The sequence below is a fragment of the Paraburkholderia unamae genome (assembly GCF_003096875.1).
Lineage (GTDB): Bacteria > Pseudomonadota > Gammaproteobacteria > Burkholderiales > Burkholderiaceae > Paraburkholderia > Paraburkholderia unamae.
The window spans coordinates 108,438-123,302 of sequence record NZ_QEOB01000013.1 but is presented as its reverse complement, the minus strand read 5'-3'; the positions used below and the strand labels follow the sequence as shown (position 1 = coordinate 123,302).

At 64.2% G+C, this 14,865-nt stretch carries 14 protein-coding genes; 10 read left to right on the top strand and 4 right to left on the bottom strand.

Annotation, left to right across the window (positions count from 1 at the left end; translation table 11 throughout):
* Positions 1–51 precede the first annotated feature (51 nt).
* The 4 genes from phnF (at position 52) to C7402_RS26160 (ending at position 3,171) form a co-directional block, all read left to right on the top strand.
* On the top strand, positions 52–807 hold the full coding sequence (gene phnF, locus C7402_RS26175; RefSeq protein WP_112170914.1) for a phosphonate metabolism transcriptional regulator PhnF: 756 nt from the start codon (positions 52–54) through the stop codon (positions 805–807).
* Positions 804–1,529, top strand: a complete 726-nt coding sequence (locus tag C7402_RS26170) for a DUF1045 domain-containing protein (RefSeq protein WP_116612725.1) — start codon at positions 804–806, stop codon at positions 1,527–1,529. The genes phnF and C7402_RS26170 overlap by 4 nt, the downstream gene beginning before the upstream one ends.
* On the top strand, positions 1,526–2,077 hold the full coding sequence (gene phnN, locus C7402_RS26165; RefSeq protein WP_112170916.1) for a phosphonate metabolism protein/1,5-bisphosphokinase (PRPP-forming) PhnN: 552 nt from the start codon (positions 1,526–1,528) through the stop codon (positions 2,075–2,077). Before C7402_RS26170 ends, phnN begins: the two co-directional genes overlap by 4 nt.
* A 146-nt stretch (positions 2,078–2,223) precedes the next feature.
* Positions 2,224–3,171, top strand: coding sequence for a LysR family transcriptional regulator (locus C7402_RS26160; RefSeq protein WP_116612820.1), 948 nt, complete (start codon positions 2,224–2,226; stop codon positions 3,169–3,171).
* A gap of 4 nt (positions 3,172–3,175) precedes the next feature.
* Here C7402_RS26160 and C7402_RS26155 read toward each other — a convergent pair whose 3' ends face one another.
* Positions 3,176–4,000: an IclR family transcriptional regulator gene (locus C7402_RS26155; RefSeq protein ID WP_116612724.1), complete on the bottom strand. Its 825-nt coding sequence runs from the start codon at positions 3,998–4,000 to the stop codon at positions 3,176–3,178.
* Between the two features lie 647 nt (positions 4,001–4,647).
* Here C7402_RS26155 and cyoA point away from each other — a divergent pair.
* From cyoA to pcaF, 5 genes are all read left to right on the top strand, one after another.
* Positions 4,648–5,541 (top strand): ubiquinol oxidase subunit II, encoded by an 894-nt coding sequence (gene cyoA / locus C7402_RS26150; RefSeq protein ID WP_112170918.1) that lies wholly within the window; start codon positions 4,648–4,650, stop codon positions 5,539–5,541.
* 5 nt (positions 5,542–5,546) lie between these two features.
* Entirely contained in the window at positions 5,547–7,556 is a 2,010-nt protein-coding gene (gene cyoB, locus C7402_RS26145; protein ID WP_112170919.1) for a cytochrome o ubiquinol oxidase subunit I, read from the top strand.
* Positions 7,556–8,167: a cytochrome o ubiquinol oxidase subunit III gene (gene cyoC / locus C7402_RS26140; RefSeq protein WP_112170920.1), complete on the top strand. Its 612-nt coding sequence runs from the start codon at positions 7,556–7,558 to the stop codon at positions 8,165–8,167. The genes cyoB and cyoC overlap by 1 nt, the downstream gene beginning before the upstream one ends.
* Positions 8,168–8,494 (top strand): cytochrome o ubiquinol oxidase subunit IV, encoded by a 327-nt coding sequence (gene cyoD / locus C7402_RS26135; RefSeq protein ID WP_112170921.1) that lies wholly within the window; start codon positions 8,168–8,170, stop codon positions 8,492–8,494. It begins immediately after the preceding gene.
* A gap of 234 nt (positions 8,495–8,728) precedes the next feature.
* Positions 8,729–9,931, top strand: coding sequence for a 3-oxoadipyl-CoA thiolase (gene pcaF, locus C7402_RS26130; RefSeq protein ID WP_112170922.1), 1,203 nt, complete (start codon positions 8,729–8,731; stop codon positions 9,929–9,931).
* Between the two features lie 149 nt (positions 9,932–10,080).
* Here pcaF and C7402_RS26125 read toward each other — a convergent pair whose 3' ends face one another.
* On the bottom strand, positions 10,081–10,539 hold the full coding sequence (locus C7402_RS26125) for a hypothetical protein (protein ID WP_133254558.1): 459 nt from the start codon (positions 10,537–10,539) through the stop codon (positions 10,081–10,083).
* Positions 10,540–11,265: 726 nt separating this feature from the next.
* Between C7402_RS26125 and C7402_RS26120 the strand changes: the two genes are divergently transcribed.
* Positions 11,266–11,883, top strand: a complete 618-nt coding sequence (locus tag C7402_RS26120; RefSeq protein ID WP_116612722.1) for a hypothetical protein — start codon at positions 11,266–11,268, stop codon at positions 11,881–11,883.
* Positions 11,884–11,985: 102 nt separating this feature from the next.
* On the opposite strand, the gene gabD is transcribed toward C7402_RS26120, so the two are convergent.
* Positions 11,986–13,437, bottom strand: coding sequence for an NADP-dependent succinate-semialdehyde dehydrogenase (gene gabD, locus C7402_RS26115; RefSeq protein WP_116612721.1), 1,452 nt, complete (start codon positions 13,435–13,437; stop codon positions 11,986–11,988).
* A 114-nt stretch (positions 13,438–13,551) separates the two neighbouring features.
* Positions 13,552–14,844: a 4-aminobutyrate--2-oxoglutarate transaminase gene (gene gabT, locus C7402_RS26110; protein ID WP_112170926.1), complete on the bottom strand. Its 1,293-nt coding sequence runs from the start codon at positions 14,842–14,844 to the stop codon at positions 13,552–13,554.
* Between the last annotated feature and the right edge of the window lie 21 nt (positions 14,845–14,865).

Below are 14,865 nucleotides of genomic sequence, written 5' to 3'. Positions count from 1 at the left end.
GCGCACTACAATGCACAAAACGCTATTGGAACCGAGAGGAATGACAGCACCATGACATCGAACGACGAGGCGCCGGCCAGCCTGCTCGAACGCGGCGCGGGCGTGGCGGTGTGGCGGCAGATCGAGCAGATCCTCGCGGCCGAGATCGCGGCGAAGGGCTTCGGCGAGGACGGCCGCCTGCCGAGCGAGGGCGAACTCGCGCGCCGTTTCGACGTGAACCGCCATACCGTGCGGCGCGCAATGCTGGGCCTTGCGGCGCTCGGCCTCGTGAGCGTGGAGCAGGGGCGCGGCACCTTCGTGCAGCCCGGCGCGATCGACTACACCATCGGCAAGCGCACGCGCTTCACCGAAAACCTGAAGCGCCATCAGCATTCGGCGGCGGGCAAGCTGCTGGCCTCGTCGCGCGTGAAGGCGGACCCCGCGGTCGCCAAGGCGCTCGGCCTGCGCGCGGGTGCGCTCGTGTACCGGCTCGAAACGCTGCACGAGTCGGACGGCGTGCCGCTCACCTACGCGCGCAGTTGGTATCCGGCCGCACGCTTCGCCGACCTGCCCGCCGTCATGGAGCGCGTGGACAGCACCTCCAAGGCGCTCGCCGAATTCGGCGTGAAGGATTATCTGCGCAAGTGGAGCCGTATCGGCAGCGTGCTGCCCGAGGCCGAGGTGGCGCGGCGCCTGAACATCAACCGGCAGCAGCCGGTGCTGTGGGTGGAAAACGTCGACGTCGATCTCGACGGCGTGCCGATCAAATATGGCGTCACCCACTTCGCGGCCGATCGCGTGCAGCTCATGGTGGAGCACGACCTATGAGCGTGCCGCAGCAGGACTGGAGCGAAGCCACGCGCTTCGCGCTTTACTATGCGCCGCCGCGCGGGTCGGTCTGGTGGCAGGCGGGTTGCGCCTGGCTTGGCCGCGATCCGGAAACGGGCGAGACGCTCGCGTCGCCGCGGATCGCGGGACTCGCGCAACCGCTCGCCGGCCTGAGCGTTGCGCCCCGCCGATATGGCTGGCACGGCACGCTCGTGCCGCCGTTCCGGCTCGCACGAGGCGTGAGCCCCGAAGCGCTGTGCGCGGCCGCCCAGCAGTGGGCGCTAGAGCAGGCGCGCTTCGAAGCCAACGTCGAGGCGGCGACGCTCGGCCGCTTCGTCGCGCTGCGTCCGGCCGACGAAGCCGGCGAAACCGCGCTGCGCGAACTCGCGGCGAGCGCCCTGCGCGCACTCGGTTCGCTGCGCGCCCCACAAACGCCCGCCGAGCTTGCGAAGCGCCTGGACGCGCCGCTCACGCCGCGTCAGCGCACCTATGTCGAAGAATGGGGCTACCCGTACGTGTTCGAAGAATTCCGCTTTCACATGACGCTATCCGATTCGCTGAACGACGCGCAAACGTGCGCGCAACTCGTCGAGGCCTGGAACACGCAGATGTGCGATGCGCGCGCGCTGCCCGTGGAGGGCGCGGCCCTCTTCGTCGAGCCGCAACCGGGCGCGCCGTTCGCGCTGTGGCGCCGTCTTGCGTTCGCGCAGGTGCGCGCATGAAGGGCGGCCTGATCTATGTAATGGGGCCTTCGGGCGCGGGCAAGGACACGCTGCTGCGCTATGCGCGCGAGCGTCTCGCCGGGGAAAGCGTGGTGTTCGCGCATCGCTACATCACGCGCGAGGACAGCGGCGGCGAGAACCACATCGCGCTCAACGAGGCCGAATTCGAAGCGCGCTCGCAGCGCGGCCTCTTCGCGCTGCAATGGCGCAGCCACGCGCTGCGCTACGGCGTGGGCGTGGAGATCGACCAGTGGATGGCGTTGGGCTGCACCGTGGTGGTGAATGGCTCGCGCGCCTACGCGGGCGAGGCATTCGAGCGCTATGCGCGCATGACGCTCGTGCATGTCGAGGCCGCGCAGCACGTGCTCGCCGCGCGCCTCGCCTCGCGGGCGCGCGAAACGCCCGAGCAGGTGGCGGCGCGCCTCGCGCGGCGCGCGCCCTTCGAAGTGCCGCAGGGCGCGGCGTTCTCGCGCATCGACAACTCGGGGCGACTGGAGGAGGCGGGCGAGGCGTTCGTCGAACTCGTGAGGCAGGTGGCGGCGGGCTAGCGCCAACGCCGGGCGGTGCGCGTACGACTTCGCCGCAACCTCGCCTTAACAGCCGCTTAAGGGCTCGCGCAGGCAGGGGGGATTTTTGGTCGAGGGCGGTTGCCATGAGAAGATGAAGGCGACTCGCGAACTCATAGAGAATGCCCTTGGACCGTTTCCAGGAGATGCAGATTTTCACGCGCATCGTCGACCGCCGCAGCTTCACGCAGGCGGCCGAGGATCTGAACCTGCCGCGCGCCACGGTCACCAACTCCATCAAGCGGCTCGAAGCACGCCTCGGCGTGCGCCTGCTCGAACGCACCACACGCCAGGTGAAGCCGACGCTCGACGGCGAAGCCTATTACCAGCGCTGCACGCGCCTGCTCGCCGACCTCGAGGAAACCGAGGAGGCCTTTCGCGACCCCGATCCGCAGGGGCGCCTGCGCGTGAACATGCAGGGCACACTCACGCAGTATTTCGTGATGCCGCGCCTGCCCGACTTTCTCGCGCGCTATCCGCGCATCGACCTCTTCATCGGCTCGGGCGATCATTTCGTCGACCTCGTGCGCGAGGGCGTGGACTGCGTGCTGCGCGCGGGCGAACTGGCCGACTCCTCGATGATCGCGCGTCGCGTGGCGCTGCTGGAGCAGGTGACTTGCGCGAGCCCCGCCTATCTCGAACGGCACGGCGACCCGGCGACGATCGAGGCGCTCGACGGCGCGGCTGCGGGCATTGCGGAGCATGAGAACAAAGGAGCAAGCGTGTCCGGCTCGGGGCATCGCGCCGTGAATTATGTTTCGTCGGCCACGGGCCGCGCGCTGCCGCTCGAATTCACGACGCCGCAGGGCGTGGCACGTGTGACGCTGCCGGGGCCGGTGGCCGTCAACGGCGCGGAGCTTTATACGGCGGGTGCGCTGGCGGGGCTGGGCATCGTGCAGGTGCCGCGCTACCGCGTTCGCGAGCACCTCGCGAGCGGCGAGCTGTGCGTCGTGTTGCCGGCGTATCCGCCGCCGCCATTGCCGGTTTCGGTGCTGTATCCGCAGAACCGCCAGTTGTCGCTGCGCGTGCGCGCTTTCGCAGACTGGCTCGTGCAGGTGTTCGCCGACGTCGCCTGAGCGTTCAGGTGCGCCGCGCGACCATGCCCGACACGCGCGCGGCCGCTTGCTGAAGCGGTTCGAGAAAGGTCTTCACCATCTGCTTGGCGGACGTGCGCTGCGCGTTGCCGCTGATGTTCATCGCGGCGATCACGCGGCCGTGGCGGTTGCGAATGGGCGCGGAGATCGAGATGAGGCCGCCTTCCAGTTCCTGATCGACGATGGCCCAGCCTTGCTGGCGCACCTGCGCGATGATCTTCTTGAGCTCGCCGATATCGGTGACGGTGCGCGGCGTGTGCGCGTAGAGCGGCGTGGAGCCGAGCGTTTCCTCGAGCGCGCCTTCGTCGAGCGAGGCGAGCAGCACGCGCCCCATCGAGGTGCAGTACGCGGGCAGGCGGCTGCCGATCGAGAGGTTGATCGTCATGATCTTGTGCGTGGGCACGCGCAGCACGTAGACGATCTCCGTGCGATCGAGCACGGCCGCCGAGCAGCTCTCGTGCACTTCCTGCGAGAGCTCCTCCATCACCGGTTCGGCGAGGTTCCAGAACGGCATCGACGTGAGGTAGGCGAAGCCGAGATCGAGAATGCGCGGCGTGAGGCGAAAAAGCCGGCCCTCGGCTTCGACGTAGCCGAGCGTCTGGAGCGTGAGCAGGATGCGGCGCGCGCCCGCGCGCGTGAGGCCGGTTGCGGCGGCGACGTCGGTCAGGGTCTGCTCGGGATGCTCGGCGTTGAACGCGCGGATCACCGAAAGCCCGCGCGCGAACGACTGCACATAGGAGTCGCCCGGCTTTTCGGGGATCTCCGGCGGTTCGGCGGAACGGCCGGGCGAGGCATTGGAAGCAGAATTCATGGGCGTGGCGGTCGGTGTGGCTGCGGCGCTTGGAGAACCTGTCAAGATAGCGCAAGCGACCGGTTTCGCCAACACGCGGCGCGCCGGGGGCGGGGCAACGGGGACGAGCGGGACGGACGTTTCCCGCGACGATCGACCGGTCTGTTGCTGCTTGCGACAAATGCGCGCATTATGCCCATTCGATTCCGTTTATTTGACTTCCATCAATTTATTTTCGCTAAATATATAGGCGGAAAATCTGAATGAATTGATTCCAATCCGGATCGCCGTGTCATTCATTTGCGAATAAAAAACGGCACAGGGATTCGAATGAATCGAAACACTTTCTGAAGATTTCGCAATTGACCCAATCACGCCTTCGTGCCCTTTGAGCGCGCGTGCGCGCAGGTCCCGCCGGGCCGGAATCAGCGCCCCACAGGGCGCCCGCAAAACCGAAAGGTTCTAGAAAGATAATTGCGGCTTTACGCCGCGCTTGCCTGAGCGAGATTTGACCCGCTCGCGAATCCTTAGCAAAGATCAAATTTCGCGATTACTCCTTTCCGTAAAATCGCGCTGCATACGATACGGGTGCATTTTGCGTGGCGATTTTGCGATGCAAATGTGTTGGGTGTTACGCGTTTTGGTGGACAACGGAAGAACAGGCAAACATGAAAGACAGAAAAGCCTTTAAAAGGTGGTTAATCCCCCTCGGCAGCGGGCTGCTCGTTTCTCTTGCGGGGTGCAGCGGCAATTTCGCCGTGCTGGACCCGAAGGGCAGCGTGGGCGCGGCCGAGAAGTCGCTCATCCTCACGGCCACGTGGGCCATGCTGCTGGTCGTGGTGCCCGTCATCATCCTGACGCTGCTGTTCGCGTGGCGTTACCGGGCTTCCAACCGCAACGCGACCTACGCGCCCAAGTGGGCCCACTCCACGGCGATCGAAGTGGTGGTCTGGGCCATTCCGGCCGCGATCATTCTGTTCCTCGCCATCCTCACGTGGCGCACCTCGCACGAACTCGATCCGTACAAGCCGCTGGAGTCGAGCGTGAAGCCCATCAACGTCGAAGTGGTCGCGCTCGACTGGAAGTGGCTCTTCATCTACCCGGACCTCGGCATCGCTTCGGTGAACCAGCTCGCCGTGCCGGTGGGCACGCCGGTCAACTTCCGCATCACGTCGGACTCGGTGATGAACTCGTTCTTCATCCCGCAACTGGGCACCCAGGTCTACGCCATGGCGGGCATGCAAACGCGCCTGCACCTGATCGCCGACGAAGCCGGCGATTTCGACGGCCTCTCGTCGAACTACAGCGGCAAGGGCTTCTCGGACATGAAGTTCCGCACGCTCGCCACGAGCCAGCAGGACTTCGACGCCTGGGTGCAGAAGGTGAAGACGTCGTCCACCCAGCTTTCGATGGACGAGTACGCATCGGTTTCGAAGCCGCAGGAGAAGGCGCCGGTCCAGTACTTCTCGACAGTCGACCCGAAGCTCTTCAACAACATCATCGCGAAGTACAACAACGGGCACGTGACGAATTTTGACCCGTCCTGCGTGACCAAGGGGTAAGCAGCATGTTCGGAAAACTCACATTAGAGGCGATCCCGTTCGATCAGCCCATCATCATGGGCGCGGCAGCGTTCATGGCGCTGCTCGTCCTCGGCGTGCTCGGTCTCGTGACCGTGACCGGCAAATGGAAGTACATCTGGACCGAGTGGCTCACGAGCGTGGACCACAAGCGCATTGGCGTGATGTACATGATCGTGGCGGTGCTCATGCTCGTGCGCGGCTTCGCCGACGCGGTCATGATGCGTATCCAGCAGGCCATGGCGTTCAATTCGCCGGGCTATCTGCCACCGCACCACTTCGACCAGATCTTCACGGCGCACGGCGTCATCATGATCTTCTTCATGGCGATGGCGCTCATGGTCGGCTTCTTCAACCTCGTGGTGCCTCTCCAGATCGGTGCGCGCGACGTGGCGTTCCCGTTCCTGAACTCGCTCTCGTTCTGGATGACGGCGATCAGCGCGATCCTCATCAACCTGTCGCTCGTGATCGGTGAATTCGCGAAGGTGGGCTGGCTTGCGTATCCGCCGCTCTCCGAGTTGCAGTTCAGTCCGGACGTGGGGGTGGACTATTACATCTGGGCGGTCCAGCTCTCGGGCGTCGGCACCTTGATTACAGGCGTGAACTTCTTCGTCACGATCATCAAGATGCGCGCGCCGGGCATGACGCTCATGAAGATGCCCGTGTTCACGTGGACGGCGCTGTGCTCGAACGTGCTGATCATGGCGACGTTCCCGATCCTCACGATCGCCGTGGCGCTGCTCGGCCTCGACCGTTACGTCGGCACGCACTTCTTCACGAATGAACTCGGCGGCAACGCCATGCTGTATCTGAACCTGATCTGGGCGTGGGGCCACCCCGAGGTGTACATCCTCGTGCTGCCTGCGTTCGGCATCTATTCGGAAGTGATGGCCACGTTCTGCAAGAAGCCGCTGTTCGGCTACAAGACGATGGTCTACGCCTCGTGCGCGATCATGGTGCTGGCGTTCCTCGTGTGGGCCCACCACTTCTTCACGATGGGCTCGGGAGCCGACGTCAACGCGTTCTTCGGTATCGCGACGATGGTCATCGCCATTCCGACCGGCGTGAAGATCTTCAACTGGCTGTTCACGATGTATCGCGGCCGTGTCCACTTCACCGCACCGGTGCTCTGGACCGTGGGCTTCATGGTGACGTTCTCGATCGCGGGCATGACCGGCGTGATGCTGGCTATTCCGGGCGCGGACTTCGTGCTGCACAACTCGCTGTTCCTGATTGCTCACTTCCACAACGCCATTATCGGCGGCGTGGTGTTCGGCTACCTCGCGGGCCTGCAATACTGGTTCCCGAAGGTGTTTGGCCTGAAGCCCAGCGAAAAGCTCGGCAAGGCGTCGTTCTGGTGCTGGTTCGTCGGCTTCTACGTGGCCTTCGTGCCGCTCTACGTGCTCGGCTTCATGGGCGCAACGCGCCGCACCAACCACTACGACGTGCCCGAATGGCATCCGTACTTCGTGATCGCCGCAGTGGGCGCCGTGATCATCGCGCTCGGCATCGTGTTCCAGGTGCTGCTATGGGTGATGGCCTTCGTGGACCGCAACAAGGCGGCGTGCAAGGACGTGACGGGCGACCCGTGGGACGGCCGTACGCTCGAATGGGCAACTTCGTCGCCGCCGGCAGTCTATAACTTCGCGGTCATTCCGCACGTGGACGACATCGACGCCTTCGCGCACATGAAGGAAACGGGCCGTGCTCCGGGACTCGCCGCGAAATACACCGACATCCATATGCCGTCCAACACGGCGGCGGGCTTCATCATCGGCATGTTCAGCCTCGTGCTGGGTTTTGCGGCCGTGTGGCACATCACGTGGCTTGCCGTGCTCGGTTTCGTCGGCGTCGTGCTGACGGTGATCATCAAGAGCTTCGGCAACAACGACGGTTATTACATCCCGGCCGCGAAGGTTCGCGAGATCGAGGAAAAGCGCTTTGGCGCCGGCGCTGCCGTGGCCAAGCGTGATCTGGTCGCCGAGGAGGCAATCTGATGTTACAGAAAACCAATGCGGCAACCCTTGCCGAACTCGATCATCACGATCACCCGGAGTCGCACTCGGTATTCGGCTTCTGGGTCTACCTGATGACCGACTGCCTGCTGTTCGCGGCGCTGTTCGCCACGTTCGGCGTGCTCGGCCACCAGTTCGCGGGCGGCCCGACGGGCAAGGACCTGTTCGATATTCCGGGCGTCGCGCTCGAAACCGCGGTGCTGCTGCTCTCGAGCATCACCTACGGCTTCGCGATGCTCGGCGCGCACCAGCGCAAGAACAGCGTCGTGCTCGGCTGGCTGGCTGTCACCTTCGTTCTGGGTGCGTCGTTCCTCGTGCTCGAACTGCGCGAGTTCTCGCACCTGATCGCTGACGGCGCCGGTCCGCAGCGCAGCGCGTTCCTCTCGTCGTTCTTCACGCTCGTCGCCACGCACGGCCTGCACGTGTTCTTCGGCCTGCTGTGGATGCTCGTGATGATGATCCAGGTGATTCGCGCGCCGCAACTGGGCGAGCAGGAAGTCCGCCGCCTCACGTGCCTGAGCCTGTTCTGGCACTTTCTGGACGTCGTGTGGATCTGCGTGTTTTCTTTTGTCTATCTGGGGAGCGTGCTCTAAATGGCTCAAGCACATACTCATGCTCAGTCCCACGGCAGCCTTGGCAGCTATGTGGCGGGCTTCATCCTCGCGGTGCTGCTGACCGCAGGCGCGTTTGGCGTCGTGCTGCACGGCACGCTCGACGCCACCACGGCCATCATTGTGATCGCGGTGCTCGCGTTCGTGCAGGTGGTCGTGCACCTGGTGTTCTTCCTGCACCTGAACGTCTCGCCGGGGCAGGGCTGGAACGTGCTCTCGCTCGCGTACACGGTGCTGGCCGCCGCGTTCCTGATCTTCGGCACGATCTGGGTCATGCATAACGTCGGCATGCTCATGATGTCGCGTTAAGCGCATTCCCTGGCGTTTGAAGGCCGCACGGACTCGTGTTCCGTGCGGCTTTTTCGTTTCTGGCGCCAGTTTCGCGTGCTTGACACCCGTCCCGCGCGACGCCTATCATGGGCGCCAAATGTTCGATTATCGATCATAGGTTCGACAGTCGAACAAAACGCACGAGGACGTGCGCGTTCGATCGCCCTTTTTTCGCCCGCGCAGTCCGTCAAGCTCAATCATCTGGAGACTCACATGACGGAAGCATTCATCTGCGACGCGATTCGCACGCCGATCGGCCGCTACGCGGGCGCCCTTGCCCAGGTTCGCGCCGACGACCTCGGGGCCGTGCCCCTCAAGGCGCTGATGGAGCGCAACAAGGACGTGGACTGGACGGCGATCGACGACGTCATCTACGGCTGCGCGAACCAGGCCGGCGAGGACAACCGCAACGTCGCACGCATGTCGTCGCTGCTGGCGGGCCTGCCGCAGGCCGTGCCGGGCTCGACCGTGAACCGTTTGTGCGGCTCCGGCATGGACGCCGTGGGTATCGCCGCGCGCGCGCTCAAGTCCGGCGAAACCGGGCTGATGATCGCGGGCGGCGTGGAAAGCATGAGCCGCGCGCCGTTCGTCATGGGCAAGTCCGCTAGCGCCTTTGCGCGCGACGCCGCGATTTACGACACGACCATCGGCTGGCGCTTCGTCAATCCGCTCATGAAGCAGCAGTATGGCGTCGATTCGATGCCGGAAACGGCCGAGAACGTCGCCGTGGACTATAACGTGAGCCGCGCCGATCAGGACGCATTCGCGGTGCGCAGCCAGCAGAAGGCAGCACGCGCACAAGCGGACGGCACGCTCGCGCAGGAAATCGTTTCGGTCACGATCGCGCAGAAGAAGGGCGACCCGATCGTCGTTTCGCGCGACGAGCATCCGCGTGAAACCAGCCTCGAAGCGCTCGCGCGCCTCAAGGGCGTGGTGCGCGCCGACGGTTCGGTCACGGCTGGCAATGCTTCGGGTGTGAACGACGGCGCTTGCGCCCTGCTGCTCGCCAATGCGGAAAACGCGAAGCGCTTCGGGCTGACGCCGCGTGCGCGTGTGCTCGGTATGGCGACGGCCGGCGTTGCGCCGCGCGTGATGGGTTTCGGACCTGCGCCGGCGACGCAAAAGCTGCTCGCGCAACTGAACATGACGATCGACCAGTTCGACGTTATCGAGCTTAACGAAGCGTTTGCTTCTCAAGGTCTTGCCGTGCTGCGTGCGCTCGGTGTCGCTGACGACGATCCTCGCGTCAATCCGAATGGCGGCGCGATTGCGCTGGGCCACCCGCTCGGAATGAGCGGCGCACGCCTCGTGACCACCGCCATGTATCAGTTGCATCGCACGCAAGGTCGCTTCGCGCTTTGCACGATGTGTATCGGGGTGGGGCAGGGGATTGCGATTGCTATCGAGCGGGTTTGAGCGCCGCTTGCGCTAGTTTCGCTTCGATAGAGGAAGCCGCGAATCGTTTGATTCGCGGCTTTTTTTACGTCTGTTTTGCGTCTCTTGGGCGGGCACGTCCTGAAGCGCACTTCATTGCGCTTAGCCCTGCCGTTACCCCGTTGTCCCCGTTAGCCCGGAACACCCATGTGGGGTTGCGCCTGCAACGACGCGCGGTCCGCCGCGCGATCCACGCCCTTGTCGCGGTCCGCGGCAACGTGGCTGTTCGTGTTGCTCAATCCTTTCTCGCTCATGTGGCTGGCTGACTTCCCGTCAGCGTGAAGCCCGTGGCCGCGTGCGTGCAGTCCTGCGCGGTCAGCCGCCCGCTCATGCCCCTTGTCGCGGTCCGCCGATACGTGGCTGTTCGTGTTGCTGAAGCCCACGCTGCTCATGTGACCCAGCGATTGGCCGTCGGAATGGCCCAAGCCCGCGTGTCCGGCTCCCATGCTCGCGCCCATCCCGGCGCCGCCACCGTTGCCACCGCCATTGCCGCCGCCGCTACCCCCGCCGCCGCCGTGTGCATAAACCGGCGCCGTCGCGCACGCCAGCAAACACGCTGCCGCCACAATCATCGTTCGTGCTGCTTTCATTGTTGTCTCCCCAAAAGAGTCGCCTTCGATGCGTCGATTGTATGAGGGCCGTCATCGGCTCGATATGGCACAGGTGTAATCGTGTGTAAGTGCTGTATCTGCTGTTGCGGAAAGTCCTCGTGCGTCGCCGCCGGCGGGCGGAAATCCATGAGGAGTTCTGACTTTCACCGTGCTTGCGTTTTGCTATCAAGGTTGAAATACATATAATTCTCAATACACCTTCGCCGCCTTTTGAAAATCATTGGCGAGTGTATTTCGCACGCACGCTCATATCGTTAATGCTTGATTCGTCATCGATATAGCGCTGAGAAGCACGGGACATTGCCATGCAAAAATCCGCCGGCGCAAACGCCGCGAACGGGCAGGCGGCACCACGCTGAGTGACGTTGGCGCCGTCACGTCGCCAGGCCTCGCACAACGGCCGTCGAACGCATGGTACTGACAGCGTGCGCCCCTCACCGCAAAGGGACGCATGAAATCAGTATTTCGTGCAACGCAACAAACTCGCGATTTGTTTCAATTCAATATCGAACGCGAATTTGCGGCCCAGCAAACCCCACTGAAATTCGCGTGATTCACCCTGAATAACTTGATCGGACTCCGGCCAGTTAGCGCCCTGTTTTTAAAAGCCGCGCGTAGAATCGGTCGCACTTCGGCGTGACAGGCACGATACGCCGATGCCATGCATCAAAAGCAAATTCGAAACTCTAGACCGGGAGAATGTGAATGAGGAAGGCAGCGATTCTGGCAGCGGCATGGGTGGTGGGCGTTGGCATTTCGCAGGCGGCGCTGGCGCAAAACGACCAGGCCGCTTCGGCACCGCAAGCACAATCGGCGCTTGCAAGCGCCGCGCAGGATATCGTCGCCAACGCGCAACCGGTGCATATTCAGGCGAAGATCGTCGGCATCGATCGCGCCGCGCGCGTGGTCACGCTGCGCGGTCCGCGCGGCAACGACGTCGATATCGCGCTCAGCCAGCAGGTCGGCAACTTCGACCAGCTCAACGTGGGCGACACCGTGGACGTGCTCTACAAGAACGCGTTGCTCGTCACGGCCGACAAGGTCACGGGCAAGGACAAGGGCATTCGCAAGCGTGTCGATACCAATGTGTATCTGCCGGCGTCGTCGGGTTATGACGCCGCGCGCCAGGTCGAAGTGCAGGCGACCGTGCAGCACATCAACGCGAAGAAGCGTGAAGTCACGCTGCGCGGCGCGTATCAGACCGTTACGCTCCAGGCCACGCCGGACGTCGATCTGAAGCATCTGAAGGTCGGCGACACGATTCACGCCGTATTCGTTTCCGCTTATGCAACGCAGGTGACGCCGGTTGGCGCCAGGCAGTAAGCGCGCATAAAAAAAGCCGGCGCGTCGCAACGAAGTCGCGAGGCGCCGGCTCACAGCGTTTCCCGAACGGGCGCCTTTTCAGGCGCCCGTCGTTCGTCTGGCTTACATGCCTGCCATGCACATGTACTTGATGACGACGTAGTCATCCACGCCGTAGTGCGAACCTTCGCGGCCGAGGCCCGACTGCTTCACGCCGCCGAACGGTGCGACTTCGTTCGAGATCAGGCCGGTGTTGATGCCCACCATGCCGTATTCGAGCGCTTCCGCCACGCGCCACACGCGGCCGATATCGCGGCTGTAGAAGTAGGCGGCGAGGCCGAATTCGGTATCGTTCGCCATCCTGATCACTTCTTCATCCGACGAGAAGCGGAACAGCGGCGCGAGCGGGCCGAACGTTTCGTCGCGCGCGACCTTCATCGCGGGTGTAACGCCGGTCAGAACGGTCGGCTCGAAAAAGCCGTGGCCGAGCGCGTGGCGCTTGCCGCCCGTGATCACCTGCGCGCCCTTCGCGAGCGCGTCTTCGATATGCGATTCCACCTTCAGCACGGCCGCTTCGTTGATGAGCGGGCCTTGCGTCACGCCCGACTCGGTGCCGAGACCGACCTTGAGCTTTTCGACCGCATCGCGCAGCTTCGTGGCGAACGCGTCGTACACGGCGTCGTGCACGTAGAAGCGGTTCGTGCACACGCAGGTCTGACCGCTGTTGCGATACTTCGAAGCGATCGCGCCGGCTACGGCTGCGTCGAGATCGGCGTCTTCGAACACGATGAACGGTGCGTTGCCGCCCAGTTCCAGCGACACCTTCTTGACAGTCGATGCGCACTGGCTCATGAGCAGGCGGCCCACCGGCGTCGAGCCCGTGAACGAGAGCTTGCGCACGGTCGGGTTGCCCGTGAGTTCGCCGCCAATCGCCTTCGGGTCGCCGGTCACGACGCTGAAGATGCCGCGCGGCACGCCCGCGCGCTCGGCCAGCACGGCCAGCGCGAGCGCCGAGAACGGCGTGGCTTCGGCGGGCTTGAGCACGATCGGGCAGCCGGCCGCGAGTGCGGGGCCGACCTTGCGGGTGATCATCGCGGCCGGGAAATTCCACGGCGTGATCGCGGCGCACACGCCCACGGGTTCCTTCGTCACGACAATGCGCTTGTCATTGGCGACAGTCGGAATCGTGTCGCCGTAAATGCGCTTGCCTTCTTCCGCGAACCATTCGAGGAACGACGCCGCGTAGCCGATCTCGCCCTTGGCTTCCGCGATCGGCTTGCCTTGCTCGGTGGTGAGGATGAGCGCGAGGTCGTCGGCGTTTTCCATCATCAGGTCGTGCCACTTGCGCAGGATGACGCTGCGCTCCTTCGCGGTCTTGGCGCGCCATGCGGGCCATGCGGCGTTAGCGGCGGCGATCGCGCGACGCGTTTCGGCCGCGCCCATGCGCGGCACCGTGCCGATCAGCGCGCCGGTGGCGGGGTTGTTCACTTCGAGCGTGGCGCCGTCTTCAGCGCCTTGCCATTCGCCGTTGATATAGGCGTTGTGTTGCAGCAGCGATGCGTCTTTCAGGTTCATGCTGGAACTCCGGACTCAATTCGAATCGTTTAGAACGACGAACGGCACAGCGGCAAGCGCCGGTGTGCCGTTTCGAGGATGGCTCGCTGCACGCGAGCCAGTCTGTGTGAAGGCTTACGCCGGCACGCCCACTGCTTCCTTGATCGACTCTTCGAGAATCGCGAGCGCTTCGTCGAACACGTTGTCCTGAATCGTGAGCGGGAACAGGAAGCGCACGACGTTCGAGTACACGCCGCACACGAGCAGCAGCAGGCCGCGATTCAGGGCTGCCGTTTGCACGCGCTTGGTGAAGTCGGCATCGGCATCGCTCGTGCCCGGCTTGCAGAACTCAACGGCGTTCATCGCGCCGGGGCCGCGCACGTCGGCGATTTGCGGCACGTCGGCCTTGAGCGCGTTGAGCTTGGCCTTGAGCTTGTCGCCGAGCTTCGTGCCGCGCTCGCACAGCTTTTCTTCTTCGATGATCTCGATCACCGCGTGCGCCGAAGCGACGGCCAGCGGGTTGCCGGCGTACGTGCCGCCGAGACCGCCAGGCGCTGCCGCGTCCATCACTTCCGCGCGGCCCACCACGCCCGAGAGGGGCATGCCGCCCGCCAGGCTCTTGGCGATCGTCATGAGGTCGGGCGTGACGTCGTAGTGTTCCATCGCGAACAGCTTGCCGGTGCGCGCGAAGCCCGTTTGCACTTCGTCGGCGATCAGCAGGATGCCGTGCGTGTCGCAAATCTTGCGCAGGCCGCGCACGAAGTCAGCCGGCGCCTGGTAGAAGCCGCCTTCGCCCTGAACCGGTTCGAAGATGATCGCGGCAACGCGCTTCGGATCGATGTCGGCCTTGAACAGCATCTCGATGTGCTTGAGCGAATCGGCCGTGCTGATGCCGTGCACCGAGTTGGGATACGGCGCGTGGTACACGTCGGCCGGGAACGGGCCGAACGCGAGCTTGTACGGGGCAACCTTGCCCGTGAGCGCCATGCCCATCATCGTGCGGCCGTGGAAGCCGCCCGCGAAGGCGATCACGCCCGGACGGCCGGTGTGGGCGCGAGCGATCTTGACGGCGTTTTCAACCGCTTCGGCGCCCGTCGTGAAGAAGGCGGCCTTCTTCGCGAAGCTGCCCGGCGCGCGCTGGGCGACCTTCTCGGCCAGCGAGACATACGACTCGTAGGGGACGATCTGGTAGGCCGTGTGCGTGAACTGGTCGAGCTGCGCCTTGATGGCGGCGACGATCTTCGGATGGCGGTGGCCCGTGTTGCACACGGCGATACCGGCCGCGAAGTCGATGAAGCGGCGGCCTTCCACGTCCCACAGCTCGGCGTTCTCGGCGCGCTCGGCGTAGAAGTCGCACATCACGCCCACGCCACGCGGGGTAATGGCGTTCTTGCGGCTTTGCAGATCGGCGTTCTTGCTCACGTTCATCTCCTTCGGAATCAGTGTCAG

Bases quoted from the DNA above. Each gene is read 5' to 3' on its own strand.
- cyoB (WP_112170919.1), top strand. From the start codon at position 5,547: ATGTTCGGAAAACTCACATTAGAGGCGATCCCGTTCGATCAGCCCATC.
- phnN (WP_112170916.1), top strand. From the start codon at position 1,526: ATGAAGGGCGGCCTGATCTATGTAATGGGGCCTTCGGGCGCGGGCAAG.
- C7402_RS26155 (WP_116612724.1), bottom strand. From the start codon at position 4,000: ATGAATTCTGCTTCCAATGCCTCGCCCGGCCGTTCCGCCGAACCGCCG.
- gabT (WP_112170926.1), bottom strand. From the start codon at position 14,844: ATGAACGTGAGCAAGAACGCCGATCTGCAAAGCCGCAAGAACGCCATT.
- pcaF (WP_112170922.1), top strand. From the start codon at position 8,729: ATGACGGAAGCATTCATCTGCGACGCGATTCGCACGCCGATCGGCCGC.
- C7402_RS26170 (WP_116612725.1), top strand. From the start codon at position 804: ATGAGCGTGCCGCAGCAGGACTGGAGCGAAGCCACGCGCTTCGCGCTT.
- cyoD (WP_112170921.1), top strand. From the start codon at position 8,168: ATGGCTCAAGCACATACTCATGCTCAGTCCCACGGCAGCCTTGGCAGC.
- C7402_RS26120 (WP_116612722.1), top strand. From the start codon at position 11,266: ATGAGGAAGGCAGCGATTCTGGCAGCGGCATGGGTGGTGGGCGTTGGC.
- cyoA (WP_112170918.1), top strand. From the start codon at position 4,648: ATGAAAGACAGAAAAGCCTTTAAAAGGTGGTTAATCCCCCTCGGCAGC.
- gabD (WP_116612721.1), bottom strand. From the start codon at position 13,437: ATGAACCTGAAAGACGCATCGCTGCTGCAACACAACGCCTATATCAAC.
- C7402_RS26125 (WP_133254558.1), bottom strand. From the start codon at position 10,539: ATGAAAGCAGCACGAACGATGATTGTGGCGGCAGCGTGTTTGCTGGCG.
- phnF (WP_112170914.1), top strand. From the start codon at position 52: ATGACATCGAACGACGAGGCGCCGGCCAGCCTGCTCGAACGCGGCGCG.
- cyoC (WP_112170920.1), top strand. From the start codon at position 7,556: ATGTTACAGAAAACCAATGCGGCAACCCTTGCCGAACTCGATCATCAC.